The 17,726-nt window shown below is 65.1% G+C and carries 16 protein-coding genes; 11 read left to right on the top strand and 5 right to left on the bottom strand.

Translation table 11 applies throughout. The features are described 5' to 3' along the window. The first annotated feature begins 112 nt into the window (after positions 1-112). The 10 genes from wecB (at position 113) to BKK81_RS15990 (ending at position 9,987) form a co-directional block, all read left to right on the top strand. Complete coding sequence (wecB, locus tag BKK81_RS16035) at positions 113-1,213, top strand: non-hydrolyzing UDP-N-acetylglucosamine 2-epimerase (RefSeq protein WP_071014909.1); 1,101 nt, start codon at positions 113-115, stop codon at positions 1,211-1,213. Then, entirely contained in the window at positions 1,210-2,346 is a 1,137-nt protein-coding gene (locus BKK81_RS36455) for a glycosyl transferase (RefSeq protein ID WP_231907936.1), read from the top strand. The genes wecB and BKK81_RS36455 overlap by 4 nt, the downstream gene beginning before the upstream one ends. 29 nt (positions 2,347-2,375) lie before the next feature. Further along, entirely contained in the window at positions 2,376-3,095 is a 720-nt protein-coding gene (locus BKK81_RS16025; protein ID WP_231907935.1) for a glycosyltransferase, read from the top strand. Between the two features lie 23 nt (positions 3,096-3,118). Then, complete coding sequence (locus tag BKK81_RS16020; RefSeq protein ID WP_071014903.1) at positions 3,119-4,192, top strand: MraY family glycosyltransferase; 1,074 nt, start codon at positions 3,119-3,121, stop codon at positions 4,190-4,192. 136 nt (positions 4,193-4,328) lie between these two features. Beyond that, positions 4,329-4,712, top strand: coding sequence for a GtrA family protein (locus BKK81_RS16015; protein WP_071014901.1), 384 nt, complete (start codon positions 4,329-4,331; stop codon positions 4,710-4,712). A gap of 11 nt (positions 4,713-4,723) precedes the next feature. Continuing rightward, the gene (locus BKK81_RS16010) at positions 4,724-5,773 is read left to right on the top strand and encodes a glycosyltransferase family 2 protein (RefSeq protein WP_231907934.1); all 1,050 of its coding nucleotides are present in this window, start codon (positions 4,724-4,726) and stop codon (positions 5,771-5,773) included. Further along, positions 5,766-6,626: a GNAT family N-acetyltransferase gene (locus BKK81_RS16005; RefSeq protein WP_071014898.1), complete on the top strand. Its 861-nt coding sequence runs from the start codon at positions 5,766-5,768 to the stop codon at positions 6,624-6,626. The genes BKK81_RS16010 and BKK81_RS16005 overlap by 8 nt, the downstream gene beginning before the upstream one ends. Positions 6,627-6,639: 13 nt before the next feature. After that, complete coding sequence (locus BKK81_RS16000) at positions 6,640-7,452, top strand: PIG-L deacetylase family protein (protein WP_197523931.1); 813 nt, start codon at positions 6,640-6,642, stop codon at positions 7,450-7,452. Positions 7,453-7,589: 137 nt separating this feature from the next. Next, positions 7,590-9,545, top strand: a complete 1,956-nt coding sequence (locus BKK81_RS15995) for a hypothetical protein (RefSeq protein WP_156811307.1) — start codon at positions 7,590-7,592, stop codon at positions 9,543-9,545. Beyond that, positions 9,538-9,987, top strand: coding sequence for a hypothetical protein (locus BKK81_RS15990; protein WP_071014891.1), 450 nt, complete (start codon positions 9,538-9,540; stop codon positions 9,985-9,987). The genes BKK81_RS15995 and BKK81_RS15990 overlap by 8 nt, the downstream gene beginning before the upstream one ends. Before the next feature lie 19 nt (positions 9,988-10,006). Here BKK81_RS15990 and BKK81_RS15985 read toward each other — a convergent pair whose 3' ends face one another. The 5 genes from BKK81_RS15985 to BKK81_RS15965 are packed head-to-tail and all read right to left on the bottom strand — an operon-like array spanning position 10,007 to position 15,975. After that, the gene (locus BKK81_RS15985; protein ID WP_071014888.1) at positions 10,007-11,095 is read right to left on the bottom strand and encodes a glycosyltransferase family 4 protein; all 1,089 of its coding nucleotides are present in this window, start codon (positions 11,093-11,095) and stop codon (positions 10,007-10,009) included. Next, on the bottom strand, positions 11,092-12,351 hold the full coding sequence (locus BKK81_RS15980) for an oligosaccharide flippase family protein (protein ID WP_071014885.1): 1,260 nt from the start codon (positions 12,349-12,351) through the stop codon (positions 11,092-11,094). Before BKK81_RS15980 ends, BKK81_RS15985 begins: the two co-directional genes overlap by 4 nt. After that, a complete protein-coding gene (locus BKK81_RS15975; RefSeq protein ID WP_071014883.1) occupies positions 12,351-13,478 on the bottom strand; it encodes a glycosyltransferase in 1,128 nt (375 codons plus the stop codon). The genes BKK81_RS15980 and BKK81_RS15975 overlap by 1 nt, the downstream gene beginning before the upstream one ends. Before the next feature lie 29 nt (positions 13,479-13,507). Further along, positions 13,508-14,833, bottom strand: a complete 1,326-nt coding sequence (locus BKK81_RS15970; protein ID WP_071014881.1) for a sugar transferase — start codon at positions 14,831-14,833, stop codon at positions 13,508-13,510. Then, positions 14,830-15,975, bottom strand: a complete 1,146-nt coding sequence (locus tag BKK81_RS15965) for a glycosyltransferase family 4 protein (protein ID WP_231907933.1) — start codon at positions 15,973-15,975, stop codon at positions 14,830-14,832. The genes BKK81_RS15970 and BKK81_RS15965 overlap by 4 nt, the downstream gene beginning before the upstream one ends. A gap of 352 nt (positions 15,976-16,327) precedes the next feature. On the opposite strand from BKK81_RS15965, the gene BKK81_RS15960 reads away from it, so the two are divergent. After that, positions 16,328-17,713, top strand: coding sequence for a phosphomannomutase/phosphoglucomutase (locus BKK81_RS15960; protein WP_071014879.1), 1,386 nt, complete (start codon positions 16,328-16,330; stop codon positions 17,711-17,713). The last annotated feature ends 13 nt before the right edge of the window (positions 17,714-17,726 follow it).

The following is a 17,726-nucleotide window of genomic DNA, read 5'->3' as shown; positions in this document are numbered from 1 at the left end:
AAAGGCTCCTTGCCCACCCGCTGTCCCACCGGGAAGCGGGTTTGACCATGAACATCCGGTTCATGGAGATGGTTTCAATAGTGACTTCGACTAGCGTGAGGCTTCTCTGTTCATGAGAAAGAAGATTATTTGCGTGGTTGGCACGCGGCCGGAAGCGATCAAGATGGCACCTCTGATCAACAGTCTGAAGAATGAGGACTGGGTCGAGTGCAAGGTTCTGGCCACGGCGCAGCATCGGGAAATGCTGGACCAGGTATTGGGGCTGTTCGATATTTGTCCCGATATCGACCTGAACATCATGCGGCCCAATCAATCGTTGGTCGAGTTGACTTCGCGTTTGCTGGTCGAGGTGGACCGTGTGCTGAGCCAGGAGGCGCCCGATGCGGTGATCGCGCAGGGCGACACGACAACCGTCATGACCGTCGCCCTGGCCTGCTTCTACCGCGGGATCCCGTTCGGGCACGTAGAGGCGGGCCTCCGTACCTGGGACATGCGGAATCCTTTCCCCGAGGAGATGAATCGCGTCATTGCCGGGCGTATCGCCACGTGGCACTTCGCGCCTACCGAATCCTCGCGCGGGAACTTGCTGAAGGAAGGCGTGCCCGAGCGGGAGATCGTTCTGACGGGGAACACCGTCATCGATGCTCTGCTGGACGTGGTGACTCGCTGCGACCATCTCGTGCCCAATATTCCGCAAGGGCGGCGCCTGATCCTCGTGACATCGCATCGCCGCGAGAATTTTGGCGAGCCCTTCGAGGAAATCTGCAGAGCCATCCGCACCCTCGTGGAAAACAATAGCGATGTGGAAGTGCTGTACCCGGTGCATCCGAATCCCAACGTCAAAGAGACAGCGCATCGTATGCTGAGCGGGTTGGACCGGGTCACCCTGACTGATCCTCTTGACTATTTGCCCTTCGTCGCCGCGATGCGCGGTGCCTACCTGATTCTCAGCGACTCCGGCGGTGTCCAGGAAGAGGCGCCAGCGCTTGGCAAGCCGGTGCTGGTACTGCGACGGGAAACCGAGCGGCCGGAGGCGGTCGATGCCGGCGTCGTCAAGCTGGTGGGGCCGGATCATGCGCGCATCGTGGAAGAAGCCCAGCGCCTGCTCGATGATGCCAGTGCCTATCAAGCGATGGCGCGCGGTGTTTCTCCCTACGGTGATGGCAAGGCGTCGCAGCGGATCGTCAAGGTCCTGCGTGAGTATTTTGCATGATGAAACTGGTCTACCTGTCACCGCTGCCGTGGTTCTCGTTCTCGCAGCGACCGCACAAGTTTGTTGAGTGGTTCCGGGCGCGCGGCGGTGGCGAGGTGATCTGGGTGGACCCCTATCCCACGCGCTTTCCGAAGTTCAGCGACCTGCGGAAGCTGCGCGGCACGCACAGTCACGGCCGGCAGCAGGATCAACCGCCGTCGTGGCTCCAATTGCTGCGTCCGAAGGCCGTCCCGGTCGAGCCGCTGCCGCTGTCCGGCGCGCTCAATCGCCCGCTCTGGAAAGGTCTGCTGGCCACGGTAGCCGCATTTGCCGAGTCCGGGAATACGCTGCTGGTCATTGGCAAGCCATCCCAACTGGCGCTCTCGTTACTCTCGACGGGCTGGTTTGTCGAGTCGGCGTACGACTCGATGGATCATTTTTCGGCCTTTTACGATGGTTTTTCCCGCTACGTGATGGCGAGGCGCGAGCAAGCCGTGGTGACGCGGGCCGGGCTGCTGATGGCATCGTCCACCGGTTTGTGCGACCAATGGCGGTCGCTGCGTCCGGACGTAGCCCTGGTGCGCAATGCGTGCGATCCGGCCGTGCTGCCCCCGCCGAACACGTTGCCGAAGGCCCGCTCGAGTGCGCCCGTTTTTGGTTATATCGGGACGATTGGCGGCTGGTTCGAATGGGGGGCGGTCCGGGCTGCTGCGCGAGCCCAGCCGAATGCCACCGTCCGCCTGATCGGGCCGGCGTTCGTGCCGGTGCCGACCGATCTGCCTGCCAACGTGGAAATCCTGCCGCCGTGCAGCCACGCGGAAGCCATGAAGGCCATGGCAAGCTTCGATGTGGGACTCATCCCTTTCAAGCGCAACCAGCTGACGGACTCGGTGGATCCGATCAAATACTACGAATACCGCGCGCTCGGGCTGCCGGTGATCTCGACGCGCTTCGGCGAAATGCGGCAGCGAGAAGGGGAGAGCGGCGTGCTGTTGGCCGATACGGAACAGGAATGGGGCCTGGCGACGCAAGGCGCGCTTGCAACCACCGGTACCGTCGAAGAGGCCCTGGCCTTCCGCCACGAGCAAGGCTGGAACCAACGCTTCGATACGAGCCCGATCGCACGCGCTATCGAAAGGGCATCGAGATCGTGACCAATGGGCCCTTGCTAGCCATTTCGGTCGTGAGCCATCAGCATGATGCGCTGCTGCGTCCGCTGCTCGATGACATTGCCAAATTGAGCGAGCAGCTTCCGATCGAGCTTCTGCTGACGGAGAACCTGCCCGGTAAGCTGGAAGAGCTTGCCACGCAGGCCGGCGTCCGCTACCAGCTGATCAGGAATCCCGAGCCGCGGGGCTTCGGCGCCAACCACAACGCTGCGTTCGCGCTCAGCCGCGCACCTTATTTCGCGGTGTTGAATCCGGATCTGCGGCTACTGTCCGATCACGGGTTGAGTAAGCTGGTGGACCAGTTGAAGGCACGTCCCGGGGTTGCAGGCCCGCGTGTGCTTGCGCCCGGAGGCACGGTCGAGGATAGCGCGCGCCATGTTCCGACCATGCGGCGATTGGTTCAGCGTACCGTGTTCGGACGGCGGGCTGCCGACTACGACCCGTCGATCATAGTGCAGTCGGTGGACTGGCTCGCGGGCATGTGCCTCGTTTTCGATCGAGAGTCCTATAGGGTGGTTGGAGGCTTCGACGAACGCTACCATCTGTATTGCGAAGACGTGGACGTCTGTCTGCGCATGCATCTGGCCGGCAGAAGCGTGTCATGGGTACAGTCAGCTGCTGTGGTGCATGATGCGCAGCGGCGGACGAGGGTGGACGCGCGCCATTTCCGCTGGCACTTGGCCAGTATGATGCGGCTCATGACTTCCGCTGCATATTGGCGGTACCGATCCTAATCTTGCGAGTTGCATAGGCCACCATGTTCGACTTCTTCTGGGTCCCCCTCATTGCGGCGCTGATGAGTGCGGTCGCGGTCCTGATGCTGCGTCCGCTCGCTCTGCGTGGCGAGTTGCTGGATCGCCCGGGCGGTCGCAAGCGCCACAACGGAGCAGTGCCGCTCGTCGGGGGTATTGCGATCACCTTGGCCATCTGGGCGGGTTCATCGGCTTTCGTCCGGATCGCCGACTACCATATCGCGCTGCTGGCTGGAGTGACGCTGCTGGCGATTGTTGGCGTAATCGATGATCTGCGCGGGATGTCGCCTCTTGCCAAGATGTGCGCCCAGCTTTTTGCTGCGATCCTGATGACCTCTTGGGGCGGCGTCTTTCTGGTCTCGCTAGGCGATCTCTTCGGAAAACGGGAGATCGAGCTGACTAACTGGGGCATTCCGCTGACATTGTTCGCGGTGGTCACCGTGGTTAATGCAGTCAACATGATGGACGGACTCGATGGGCTCGCGGGAGGCTTGGCGCTGACGATATTCGGTTGGCTGGCTTACTTGTCGGGTGAGATGGGGAATGGCGTTGCCCAGCGTTACTGCGTGATTTTTGTGGGGGCCTTGGTCGGATTTTTGGTATTTAATCTGCCGAATCCGCTGCGTGGAAAGAATCGTGTTTTTCTCGGCGATGCGGGAAGTCTCATGCTTGGATTTGCCGTGGTCTGGTTCGCAGTGGAGTTGTCGCAACCAGAATATAATGGAGGACGTAATGTCCCCCCGGTCGTCATGCTGTGGGTTTCAGGGGTGATCCTGATGGACCTGCTAGCCGTTACGGTGCGCCGCGCCATGGCAGGCCGGAATCCCTTGTCGGCAGACCGAACGCATCTTCATCATGTACTGGTACGGCTGGATATTCCGCCGAATATCGTGGTGTGGATCATTCTTCTGAACAATGCCTTGCTGGGTGCCATCGGGGTGTGCGCCTGGCAGCAAGGTGTTCCGGAGCGTTGGTTGTTCCTGGCTTTTCTGGTGGTGGCCGGGATCCACCTGACCGTCATGCAATCGGCGGCGCGCTTTCTGCGCAGGGGGCGGCGGATTCTGGCGCGGCGGCGCTGAGGGCGTGCATGCCGCGCTGTTCCGACAAGGGCGGCCTGATACAATCGCGACGCGCGAGTCTGCGCCCTTGGCGCGCGGCCAATGGGGCAAGCCAAACGAGAACTTGCCCGCACTAATTCTTGAAGTGGAGTTTCGGATGAGCCTCCTTAGGCAAGGCCTATCCTATGGCATTGTCGGCGGGTTGCAGTTGCTTGCTGACTGGGGTTGTTTCGTGGTGCTGACGATGCTTGGCATTCCCACCGCGCCGGCCAACGTGCTCGGCAGGATCCTCGGCGCCGCAATCGGTTTCTGGCTGAACGGGAAGGCAACGTTTTCGTCCGCGCTCGGGGAAGGCCTGGGCTGGCGGCATCTCCGGCGATTCCTGGTGTCCTGGGGCCTGATGACCGTGATGAGCACCATTGCCATCGAATTTGCCAACCAGGCGAAGGGGCTTCAGTTCGCTTGGGTGGTTAAGCCTCTCGCAGATGCGCTGCTGGCGCTCGCGGGATTCGCCGTGTCGAAGTTCTGGATCTACCGTTGAGGATGATGAAGATGAAGAGAGATCCGTTGCTGACCGGCGGCGCTAGCATGGAGCAGTATCTGGACGAGCACCGGATCGCAGTCGTTATTCCGAGCTACAAGGTGACGGAGCACATCCTGTCCGTCATCGATCGCATCTGCAATCTGGTGTGGCGGATTTATGTGGTGGATGATGCCTGTCCCCTTGCCAGCGGTAACTTCGTGGAGGCGCACTGCAAGGACCCCCGCGTCACCGTTGTCCGGCATGCGCAGAATCGGGGTGTCGGCGGCGCCGTGATGACAGGCTATCGGGCGGCCATCGCCGATGGGGCGACGATCATCGTCAAGGTCGACGGCGACGGGCAGATGGATCCCGAGTTGCTGCCGGAATTCGTGTTGCCGATCATTTCGGGCGAGGCGGATTATACGAAGGGTAATCGATTCTATGATCTGGCGAATATCGGGCGCATGCCTCCGGTCAGGATCATGGGAAATGCCGCGCTTTCCCTGATGGCCAAGCTATCGACGGGCTACTGGGATATCTTCGATCCGACCAATGGCTATACGGCGATCCATGCTGACGTGGCGCGGCGGCTCCCGTTTGACCGGATCAGTGAGCGCTATTTTTTCGAGACCGACCTGTTGTTCCGGTTAGGGACTTACCGGGCTGTGGTCGTGGATATTCCGATGGATGCCGTATACGGAGATGAGGTCAGTAACCTCAAGGTTTCCAAGATCATTGGCGAGTTCATGATGAAGCATATCCGGAATTTCGGGAAGAGAATTTTCTACAGCTATTTTCTGCGCGATCTATCCTTGGCTAGTATCGAACTCGTTGTGGGGGTGCTGGCACTGTTGTTCAGCATCCTGTTCGGCGGATATCATTGGATGCTTTCAACGCGGCAGGAAGTTGGTACACCTGTCGGTACGATTATGATCGCGGCCCTCACGTTCCTGACGGGACTGCAGCTGATTCTGGCTTTCTTCGGTTTTGATATTGCCAACATTCCGAAAAGGCCAATCCATCGGCATTTTCCGGTGATGCAGCGGTTGAAATCGAAGCGCGAGGTGTCGAATGTTTGAGTTTTCCCGTTCGCGCTTCGACGATCGTGCGCTGGACGAGTACGCCGGGCTGTTTCGGCAATGCTTCCCGGGCGCCACGCACTTGGACCGGGGCTATCTGGGTTGGCTTTATCGAGACAATCCTGCCGGTACGGTCGTGGGCTTCGATGCCTATTCGGAAGGGCGTTTGGCCGCCCACTATGTCTGCGTGCCAACCGAAGCGATCGTGATGGGCGACAGGCGCAGGGGCCTGCTGTCGCTCAATACGGCGACGCATCCCGATTTCCAGGGACGGGGCCTGTTCACGGAGCTGGCCAAGCGCACCTATGAGGCGGGCGCTGCGGACGGCTTCAGCTTTGTGCACGGCGTGGCCAATGCCAACAGCACGCCGGGATTCACCCGTAAGCTGGGCTTCCAACTGGTGCGGCCGCTCGAGGCGAAGATCTCGCTGGGGCCGGTGGCTTCGGTTGATTGGGGGACGGTGTGCAGATCCGCGGCCTTCCGACGGGACTGGACCGATGCGCAGCTGACTTGGCGCGCAGCGAATCCGCACAATCGGATCCGCATTGAGAGGCGGTCGGACAGCGTTCTGGCCGTTCACGCGAAGACAGATCATCGAGGGATCGTCGTCGCCAATGAACTCCCGTGTGCGGAGCCGCGTGCCCGGCAGTATTCGGATGCCGTGCCATGGTTGCCGCGGCTCTTCCTGGGAACGATTCCCGCAGGTGCGTATCGCTGGGGGCTGGCCATCGACGTGCCCAAGCGCCTGAGGCCCTCGCCGCTGAATCTGATCTACCTGTCGCTGGATCAACGCCAGGCGACCTTGCCGCCCGAGCAGGTCAGTCTCGGCTTCATCGATTTCGATGCCTATTGAGGGCATGGCGGGGATGAGCGTCCTGTTTCTTCTGGCACATCCGGACGACGAGTTCGGATGCTTCGAGTCCCTGCGCCGGGTAGTCGCGTCCGGCGGGCGGGCGGTGGTCGTCTATCTGACCGATGGCGGAAGCGGAACGGGCATCGCCATGCGCCGCTCCGACGAAAGCCGCGCGGTACTGGGCCGGCTCGGCATTTCGTCCGGTAATCTGCATTTCATCGGCGCTCAGAACCATCTTCCTGATGGCGGCCTCCACCGCCACCTAATGCCGGCCTGGGAGGCATGTCTGGCTTTCTGCGCCACGCAGCCTGCATTCGATTCGATCTACATGCCGGCCTGGGAGGGCGGGCACCCGGACCATGACGCGGTTCATCTCCTGGGTGTCCTGCTCGGACGCCGCCTCGGTATATCGAGGCTGTTCCAGTTCCCGCTCTACAACGCCCGTGCGGTGCCCAAGCCATTCTTCCGAGTCCTGGATCCCCTTGCCGGCAATGGAACCGTCCAGCGCCTGACCATCCGGTGGGCCGACCGTTTTCGCTACCTGCGCCTATGTCTCAGCTATCCCTCTCAGTGGAAGACCTGGGTCGGGCTGCTGCCGTTCGTTGCGCCCAAGCTTCTGCTGGGAGGGAGCTACGCGCTGCAGCGCGCCGGCGAGCGCGAACTCAGCGAGCGCCCGCATGACGGTCCGCTGCTTTATGAGAGCCGGGGCTGGTTGTCTTGGCAGGACTTCTGCACGGAGATTCAGCGCTTCCTCTTCCGCCTGCCGAGCCACGGACAGATCGGGATCGTGACGCCTTCGGCCACACCAACGGAATCACAGAGTTAATGTATAGCGCAGAATGGGGCCGGCGATGGCTGGCCAGAGGCTTGCTTCTAGCGGGAGCGGTGCTGGTGCTGACAGGCTTGGTATGCACTCCGGCATGGAGTGGCTTGTTGCCGGATCGCCTCCTGGAGCAGGCGCGTATGGCGGGCATCGTCCTGGCCGCAGGGCTGGTTCTGGCGGTGATCGCAAGGCGCTCCGTCAGCTCCATGCTCATTCTCGCCGGGGTGCTGACGCTCTGGCAGCATGCCGGCACTGGCACGCTGGCCGCGACAGTGTTCTTTGCCGGCGCATCGGTCGGGCTCGGGTCGCTCTTCGTCGCCGGGCAAGGCGTCCGACGCTGGTCGCTGGCCCTGCTTCTCGGCATGCTGTTGCTGGCTGGAAGTGCGGGGTGGCTGCTTCCCTATCCGATACACGAGCGCTTGTTCTATGAGGTCGCTCTCGGCGCCATCTGGGTCGTCAGGTTCAACGCGATACGCACCGCAGCCGCGCGGATGGCATATGGCTGGCAGGCTGCTGTCCGTCGCGCGCCTGGCGCTTCATTGCTGTTCGCGCTGGTGTTCTTTCTGGGCGCGGTGTCCCTCTGGTTGCCGACGATCCAGTACGACGACCTAGCCGGCCATCTCGCTATCCCTGTCCAACTGAGGGAGCTGAAGTATTACCGGCTCGATGCGGCATCGCAGGTCTGGGCCATGACGCCTTGGGCTTCCGATGTCGTCCAGGGCGTAGTCGGCGTGCTCGCTGGCGCCGACGCGCGCGGTGGCGTCAATGCGATCTGGTATGCGCTGGCGAGCTACTTCATCTGGGACATCGCCCGCAGCCTGCGGCTGCCGCCGGCCCTGCGTTGGATGGTGGCGGCCGCCTTCGCCAGCCAGCCGCTGTTTCACCCCCTGCTTGGCGGAATGCAGACCGAGGCGGCGCTGACTGCGCTGACGGCTGCGGCGGTTTCGCTTGGCTTGTACGCCAAGCAACGCGGCAAGGCCGCATCGCTTCTGCCGCTGATCTGGGTCTGCAGCGGACTAATCGCGGTGAAGGCGACGCAGATCGTTCTGGTTGGTCCTGTCGCGGTGTGGGCACTGCTGGGGCGGAACCTGAAGAAGGACTTGGCGCTCGTTCTTAGGCAATTGCCTGCAATTCTCCTGATTTCCGGCTCCAGCTATTTCTATGCGGCGCTGATCACCGGCAACCCGGTGCTTCCCGTTTTCAACGATATCTTCCGCTCCCCCTACTTCGACGTGCAGCGCTTCGGTGATGCGCACTGGAGCGCCGGTGTCTCCTGGTTGCTGCCCTGGTCCCTGACCTTCTCCACAGAGAACTACATGGAGGCCTACGATGGGGCGGCGGGTTTCCTGATGCTGGGGTTGCTCGGGGGAACGCTGCTGGCGCTGGCCAAGGAGCGTACCCGAGGGGCGATGGTGGTGATTCTGATCGCACTCGTCTGCTCCTTCTACAACGTCCGCTACCTTCGCTATATCTTCCCGTTCCTCTCAGTCGCAATCCCCCTCTCCGTTGCGGCCTTGTACGATTCCGTGCGGCGGGGAACCTGGCTGGTTGGGGTCATCTTTCCGCTGATCGTGCTCAATGTCTGCTTCGCCCAGAATTCGTTCTATCGACTCAAGGAGCCGCTCATCTGGGGCATGTTCACGCTCAGGAAGCAGGCGAGCATGATCGAGACCACGCTGGCGCCCGAGTCGGCGATTGCGGATCATGTGCGCAGGTTCGGGGGTAGTGCCGGGGTTCTGCTGACAGAGGCCGGCCGCCCGTTCTTGGCTCCGTTTGCCGGGAAAGCCGTTGTTTCCGTGTGGTACGACCCGACAATGCAGCGAGCCGCGGGCGAAGCCGAGCAAGACCCGAGTGGGCAGCGGTGGCGCAAGCTCATCGATCTGCTGGGGCTCCGCTATGTCGTCGCAGGGCCATCGACCAGCCCCGCGTTGCAGGCGGGCCTGCAGGCAATGGACGCGCGTCGTGTTCTGCGTGTCGGCGAGTCGACGTTGTGGGAGATCCTGTCGGTTGGGCAGCCAGCGCTCGCCAACGCGAGAGACTATGCGCGCCTGTACCTTTGGCCAAATTGGCTACGGCTTCGGATGAGCAATGACTAAAGCGCCACGCAGCCTTGCCGGATCGCTTGTATGCATCTTCCTGGTCATCCTGGTGACCTGGGGCATACGGGCCCATCGCATGCCGCATCTGGGCCATGTGATAGGAGGGCCGCTGGTCGCCGCGGCACTCGGGGAGCGGTCGGATCTCGCGGAGTTGTCAATCGAACTCGACCATCCTCCCTCATGCGCGTCCGCGGCGCGTGCCGCACTGACGGCGCACTGGCGTATCGACGCGGCGAAGGTGCCATCGTTCCAGCTCTGGATCGTCCCGCCCAGCGGGCGGGCGGTGCTGTGGCACGCAGGTGTGAGCGGAATGGGTGACAAGCGCCTGGAACCCGTCGCTCTTGAACGGACGCAGTTCCTGCTTGTTGCCGGGCAGACAGGTCGCCTGCTGGCTGCCGCGACCTTGGCCAGTCCGGACTGCGCCGCTGCGGGGCGGTAGCGGAGCGCCAACCGGAGTCTCAGGTCAGTAGCTTGTCCCATTGCGGCAGGATCCGCGCTGCCGTGAAGTCGCGGGCGCGGGCGCGGGCCGCCTCGCCGAGCTGCCGTGCGAGCTCAGGGGCCGCGATGAGCTGCAGGATCGAAGTGGCGAGAGCGGAGGCGTCGTCTACCGGAACCACGAGCGCATCTTCCCGGGGTCTCAGCAGTTCACGCGGGCCGGTCTCGCAGTCGGACGACACGATCGGCAGGCCGTGTGCCATGGCCTCGATGAGTACAAGCCCGAATCCTTCATAGCGCGAGCTGAGGCAGAAGATCGAGGCCTTTGCATAGACGCTTGCCATGTCCTGTGTCGCGCCGGGAAGGCTCACGCAGTCGGCCAGGCCGAGCTGGTCCCGCAGCGCCTCGAGTTGCGCGCGATCGTCCCCCTCCCCGACAATCGTCAGCTTCCACGCCGGCGCAATTGGTGCCACCTTGTGCCATGCTTGCAGAAGTACGTCGAAGCCCTTGGCTGGCACGAGCCGGCCAACCGCCAGGACCATGCGCTTGTCGCGTGCTGCGGCTTGGGCGGGCATCGGGAACGGCAGCGGGTTGGGAATGCAGGCTACCTCGCTGCGTGGCTGCAGAGCCTCCAGCCAGCGCCTGCGGTCGCGTTCCGTAAGCACGACGATGCTGCTGCAGGCATGCGCGGCCAGTCGGCGTGCATACTGGCGGGAGCGGCGTCCCAAGTCCTCGTCGAAGTGGCAATGCTCCCAGGCGACCTGGCGTACCCCTAGGCCCAACAAAGCCGGTACGGTGAAGAGCGTGAGCATGGTATCGACCAGGACCAGCGTATCGATGCGATGGCACCGTACGTGCCGTCGGATTGCGGAAACCGTAGCCAGGTAAGCCCGCTTGAAGGACGGCCGCTGCGCGAAGAGGGCATCGTGGCGAACGGCGGCATGCAGCGCGAAGCAACTGTCATGGTCCCAGAGACTGAGGATCCGGATCTCGTAGCCACGCTCGGCCAGCCCGTTGGCGATGGTTGCCGTCATGCGTTCGGCGCCGCCCATGGCGTTGAGCGTGCCGGTGAGGAAGCAGATGCGTGGGGGGGGGCTGGAGCGAGTGGTCATGCGCAGGCAGTTTCGCCGGCACCGGCGGGCCGGCGGCAGCGCAGCCACACCAAGATGCCGAACATCACCGATAAAAGGTTGGCGCAGGCGTAGCCGAGAATGGCGCCGGTCACGCCGAGGCGGGGAATCGCGATTACGTCGATCAGTATGGTGACGACGAAGGCCAGCCCCCACTTCATGGCAACCAGGCGCGGCCGGCGCAGGTAGACCGGCAGCAGGGTCAGGCCGACGTCGGCGAAAACCAGCATGGAGGCGAGCGCGGTGAGCTGCAGCACGCGGGCTGCCGGTGCGAAGGCGGCGCCATACAGCAGGTGAATAATCCAGGGGGCGCATAGCGCGATGGTTGCGCCGCCCGCCAGGCCGACCGCGGTCATGCCCGCGGCGATCTTGGCGATATTGTGTCGCGCCCGCTCCAGCGCCGGCTGCGCATAGACATAGATGGGCGCGAGGCCCGCGGCCAGAATGCTGGCGACCACGATGAAATTGTCGAGGATCTGCATCGCCGCCGCATAGGCGCCGAATTCGGCCAGCGTGACCTGGGGCTTGAGCAGTAACTGGTCGACGCGCCGCGACGCCATCATCAGCATGAAGCTGGCCCAGAACAGCATGCCGTCGCGGAACAGTTCACGGACCAGCGCAGGTTCAGGGCTGACGCGGGCGCGAGGCGCGCGTGCCAGGTAGTAGCTGGAGAGGAGAATGGCGATGATCACCGGCTCGACCGAGAACGCGGCCGCATAGGCGGGCACACTGCGCGTGCCGGTGGCGAACAGCACGGCGACCAGGCCGGTCTTGGCTGTCAGCGAGGCCAAATTGAACAACGTATTGGGGCGGTTGCGGGTATGGGCCTGCGTCCAGGCCGTGATGATGCCGAACGGCTCGCGCACGACGATGGCCAGGCCCAGGATCAGGGCTGGTATCCAGAAGGCGCTGGATTGGCCGGTCACCAGCAGGAAGATACACATCAGCAGGTAGCCGAGCATGCCGCCAGCCAGGCGCAACACGAATGCGTGTGCCATCAGCCGATGTTGTGCCGCCGGCGCCGGATCGGCGACCAGGCGCGGAATGACCACTTCACCGCCGCAGATCAAGGCGATCGAGGCGGCGATGTAGACCACGGCCTGGGCATACTGGAAGTGAGCGAATCCTTCGGGGCCGAGGCCACGCGCGAGCATGGCGACGATGCCGATGCCGGCGCCGACCTGCAGGGCACGTTCGGCAAGCATCCAGACGAGGTTGCTGGCGACCCTGCGCTGCATCACGCCGGCCTCGTCTGCGGCGCTCGCACGCTGCGTTTCGCGTCCGCGTAGAGCGTCAGCCACCGGCGCGCCACCAGGTCCAGGTCGAAGTGGTCCGTGATCCGTTGGCGGCGGGACCACTGCGCCGCGTCCGTGCCGCGGCCGAGTCGCAGGGCGTCTCGAATCGCGGCTGCCAGCGCCAGGGTGTCCGCCACCGGCACGATCGTCCCGGTCTCGCCCATCAGTTCCATGGCGCCGGCGGCGTCCGTGGCGACCACCGGGCAGCCGCAAGCGAGCGCCTCGGCCAGGGCCAGCGGCAATCCCTCGACCACCGAGCTGAGGACGAACAGGTCAGCGGCATTGAGCAAGGCCGGTATGTCGCCGCGCGCTCCCGCCAGGGTGACGGCGTGCTGCAGGCCATGTTCCCGGATACGCGCTTGCAGGCTCGCCCGCTCCGGCCCTTCACCGACGATGAGCAGCCGAGCCGGAGTGCCGCCGCTATCCCGACGCGCCAGCGCGAAGGCATCGATCAGGCCAGCCTGGTTCTTCTCCGCCGCGAGCCGTCCGACATTGAGGACCAGCGGGACCTCCGCCGGTATCCGCAGCGCGGCGCGCAACTGCCGGCCAGTGGCGTTGTCGGGCCGGAAACGGGCCGTGTCGATACCGTTCGGCATGACCGATATGTGGGATGCGGGCACGGCTCCAGCTGCGACCATGGCCTGTTTGCCGCTCTCGCTGACGTGCGTGTTGTGTGTGGCCAGGCCGTCGGTCAGCCGGTAGGCCAGCATGCGCAGCTGCCCGCCTTCCTGTGCGCTATGCGCGCTGCAGATGATCGGCACGTTGCGACAGAGCAGGCCGAGCACTCGCGCGAACAAATTGGCATGAACCATATGCGCATGGATCACGTCCGGACGCCAGCGGCGCACGAAATTGCGCGCTCGTGCCAATGCCGTCGCCATCGACAGCGGGGTCTTGCGCATGTCGAGCATCTCGACGGTGGCGCTGTCCGGTATTGCGACATCACATCCCGGCGTCAGACTGACAATGGCCACCGTATGCCCGAGCGTGCCGAACTGCCGCGCGAGCGCCGCGACCTGCTGCTCGGCGCCCCCGAGCTTGAGGCCGGTGGTCAGTAACAGGATCCGCATTGGTCCGCCGGCGGGGGCAGCCGCTACCATCACCGCGCCCCATACCCAGTAATCATCGTCCGCAACGTCTTCACCGCAATCAGCAGGTCGAGCGCAAACGAGCAATGCTTGACGTAGTAGAGGTCGTAGCTGAGCTTGGTGACGGTCTCTTCCATGCTGCCCACATACCCCTGCTCGACCTGCGCCCATCCCGACAGCCCAGGCCGCACCAGGTGCCGGTACGGATAGTAAGGAATGGTGTCCGAGAACTGCTCTACCATGGGAATCTGCTCCGGCCGCGGGCCGATCAGGCTCATGTGCCCACACAGCACGTTCCACAGCTGCGGGATCTCGTCGAGCCGGTACTTGCGGATGATGCGACCGACGCGCGTCACGCGGGGATCCTGGCGCGCGGCGAAGCGGGCCGGCGCGCCGGCGTCGAAACTCATGCTGCGGAACTTGAGGATGGTGAAGGGTTTGCCGTAGAGGCCGGCGCGTACCTGGCGGAACAGTACCGGGCCGGGCGAGTCGAGCCGGACCGCCAGCGCCGTGCCCAGGGCCAGCGGCAGGGCCAGCGGCGCCAGGCAGGCCACGGCGGCGAGGTCGAGCGCGCGCTTGGCATAGCCATACAGGTAGTGGCTGGCGTAGTCGTCGAGGAAGTTGTCGTCGATATGGCTGAGGCCGACGCGGCCGGTCAGCATCTCGCCGATCTTTTCCACCGAATACATGCGCACGTGGCTGAGCTTGAGCTTGGCCAGCATGCGGGTGCGCTCCGGATCGGCCGCGGCATTGCGGTCGAGCATCAGGCCGTCGCAGCTGGCGGCGGCTTCCAGCGTGGCGATCGGCTCGAAGCGGGCCAGCCCCGTCGGCATGGCGCCGTCCGGTCCCGCGACCTGCAGGATCTCCTCCAACTGCCGCAGGGCATTGGGGTCGGTATAGCCGAACACCGGGACGTAGTTGCTGACGTAGCGGCGGTAACCGCTCCAGGTCCAGACCAGCGTGGTCAGGAAGCCCAGCAGCAGGGCGCCACGCGAGTATTCGATGTGGAAGGCGGCGAAGACGAACAGCAGTGCGGCGAACGGCAGCGTGACGGCGACGCCGATCAGGCTGTTGCCTTCCATGGCCGGCAGGTGCAGGGCGCGCTGCAGCAGGGCGAAGGCGCACAGGTAGGGTGCGATCGACCAGATCAGGGTGCGGGTGAAGACATAGGTGACCAGGCCGGCGTGATGTGCGGCCTCCGCCACGAAGGCGTTGACGGCGTAGAGCAGCAGGCCGATCAGGGCCCAGCTGAGCATGTGGCTGACGCGTCGCACGGTCTCGGAGCGCGTGGCTGCCGGCCGGTGGTCCTTGCGGGGGAGCGGGGGGCTTTCGTTCATCGTGTGGAACCTGCGCGGCGCAGGGCCGCAGCCCCGCTGCCGACGGCTTGCTGATAGACGGCCCAGGTCGCGTCGGCCATCGCGTCGAGTCCGAAGTGGCTGCGCCAGCGCGCCTGGCCCGTCTGTCCCAGGCGCATGCGCTCGGCGTCGTCGGCCAGGCGCCGCAGCGCCTGGGCCAGCGCTTCCTCGTCGTCCGCCGGCACCAGCAGGCCGCACCGGCCGCCGTCGAGCTGCTCGCGGATGCCAGGCAGGTCGGTGGCGACCACCGGCAGCCCGGCGCGCATCGCTTCCAGCACGGAGAGCGGGAAGCCTTCATGGTCGGAGGCCAGTACGAAGGCCTGGGCGCTCGCCAGCAGCGCGGGGACGTCCTGTTCCGCGCCGGGCAGGCGGATCCGTGCCGGGGCGAGGCCGGCGGCCAGGGTACGCATGGCTTCGAGCTGCGGCCCTTCGCCGGCGATGACGAGCTCGCAGTCGGGCAGGGCCGCCCGCGCGAAGGCGCGCATGGCCAGGTCGGGGCGTTTGGGTGCGGCGAAGCGCGCCACCATGACGATGCGGCGCAGCGGTCGGGAGGTATCCGCCTGCAGGGCCGTGTGGCCGATGCCGTTGCGGATCACGCTGACCTTGTCCTGCGCGACGGGCAGGCCGCGCGACAGCTCGCGTTCGGCCTCCGCCACGCAGATCATGCGGGTGGTGAGCGGTGCCAGCACGCATTCGCTGGCGCGCGCGGCGAGCCGCTGGCGCGTCGGCGCGGCCGGCTTGAAGGCGAAGCCGTGCACGGTGTAGACCACGGGCAGGCCGAGCAGGCGCGCGGCCACGCGTCCGAGCGCGCCGGCCTTCGCGCTGTGCGCGTGGACCAGATCGGGGCGGGCCTCGCGCAGGGCGCGCAGGAGCTGGCGCAGGGCGGCGGCCGCGCGCAGCGGCGACAGGGCGTTGTCGAGCAAGGGCAGGCGTACCACGGTGGCGCCCGCTGCGCGTGCGCGCTCCAGCAGCGGGCCGTCGCCGCCGGCCAGCAGCGTGGCGGCGACGCGGCCGCGCAGCGCGCGCAGGAGGTCGAGGACGTGGGCCTGCGCGCCTCCGATCTCCGACTGGGTGATCAGGAAGGCGACGCGAAGCCGGCGGTCAGGCGGGTTGGTGGACGGCAATGCCAGTGTCTCTGACGTGATCGACGTGATCGGATAGGCGTTCGTGTGTCGGGCCGGCGCCTCATCCGCCGGCACTGCGACATGCGCGCCGGGTTGCTCCGGGGCGCGCCGGATCGCTCCGGGGCGCCGGGGGCGGCGCATCGGGCTGTCCCGGGGTGCGGGGTCCGGCCCCTGGCGGCACAGGCGCTAGGCTGGGAGGCATGTCAACCCAACCAGGCGGGCGATGCGGGCAAGCGATTATAAACTGGCGCGCCCGTCGCATTCCGGCAAAATATCACCTTTGGCGTCCGCCCTGCCATGGCAGCGGGCCGGACGCCGCGATCACGCATACCCAGGACAGGAAGGACGAACCATGCAACTCGATCCCACCATCTTCAAAGCCTATGACATCCGCGGCATCGTCGGCAAGACGCTGACCCGCGAGGTGGCCCGCGCCGTCGGCCTCGCCTTCGGTTCCACCGCCGTCGAGAAGGGCGAGCGGGCCGTGGTGGTCGGCCGCGACGGCCGCCTGTCCGGCCCTGACCTGCTCGGCGGCCTGGTCGAGGGCCTGCGCGCGGCAGGTCTCGATGTCATCGACCTGGGCATGGTCGCCACGCCGATGGTCTACTTCGGTACCTATGTCGAGCTCGATGGCCAGCGCGCCACGTCCGGCATCATGGTCACCGGCAGCCACAACCCGCCCGACTACAACGGCCTGAAGATGGTGCTGGCCGGCGAGGCCATCTACGGCGACGCCATCCAGGGCCTGCGCCAGCGCATCGAGGCCGGCACCTTCACCAGCGGCGCCGGCGGTTACCGGCAGCTCGACATCCGCCGTCAGTACATCGACCGCATCCTGGCCGACGTCAAGCTGGCGCGGCCGATGAAGATCGCGCTGGACGCCGGCAACGGCGTGGCCGGCGCCTTCGTCGGCGAGCTTTTCCGCGGCCTTGGCTGCGAGGTGACCGAGCTGTTCTGCGAGGTCGACGGCAGCTTCCCCAACCACCACCCGGACCCGGCCCACGTCGAGAACCTGCAGGACCTGATGCGCAGCCTGCGCGAGACCGACTGCGAGCTGGGCCTGGCCTTCGACGGCGACGGCGACCGCCTCGGCGTGGTGACCAAGGACGGCCAGGTCATCTTCCCCGACCGCCAGCTGATGCTGTTCGCCGAGGAGATCCTGGCGCGCAACCCGGGCCAGCAGGTGATCTACGACGTCAAGTGCACCGGCAAGCTGGCGCCCTGGATCCGCCAGCACGGCGGCGAGCCGCTGATGTGGAAGACCGGCCATTCGCTGATCAAGGCCAAGCTGCGCGAGACCGGTGCGCCGATCGCCGGCGAGATGAGCGGCCACGTCTTCTTCAAGGACCGCTGGTACGGCTTCGACGACGGTCTCTACACCGGCGCGCGCCTGCTGGAGATCCTGTCGCGCCATGCCGACCCCAGCGCGGTGCTCAATGCGCTGCCGAATTCCAACAGCACGCCGGAGCTGCAGCTCAAGTGCGCCGAGGGCGAACCCTTCGCGCTGCTCGACAAGATCCGCGCCAACGCGACGTTCGAAGGCGCACGCGAGGTCAACAAGATCGACGGCGTGCGCGTCGAGTACGCCGACGGCTTCGGCCTGGCGCGCCCGTCCAACACCACGCCGGTGGTGGTGATGCGTTTCGAAGCCGATAACGATGCCGCGCTGGCGCGCATCCAGGCCCAGTTCAAGCGCGCGATCCTGGCCGAGAAGCCGGACGCGCAACTGCCCTTCTGAGATTCTGAGCGGA

The sequence above is a fragment of the Cupriavidus sp. USMAHM13 genome (assembly GCF_001854285.1).
Taxonomy (GTDB): domain Bacteria; phylum Pseudomonadota; class Gammaproteobacteria; order Burkholderiales; family Burkholderiaceae; genus Cupriavidus; species Cupriavidus malaysiensis.
This window is presented reverse-complemented; position numbering and strand designations above follow the sequence as displayed.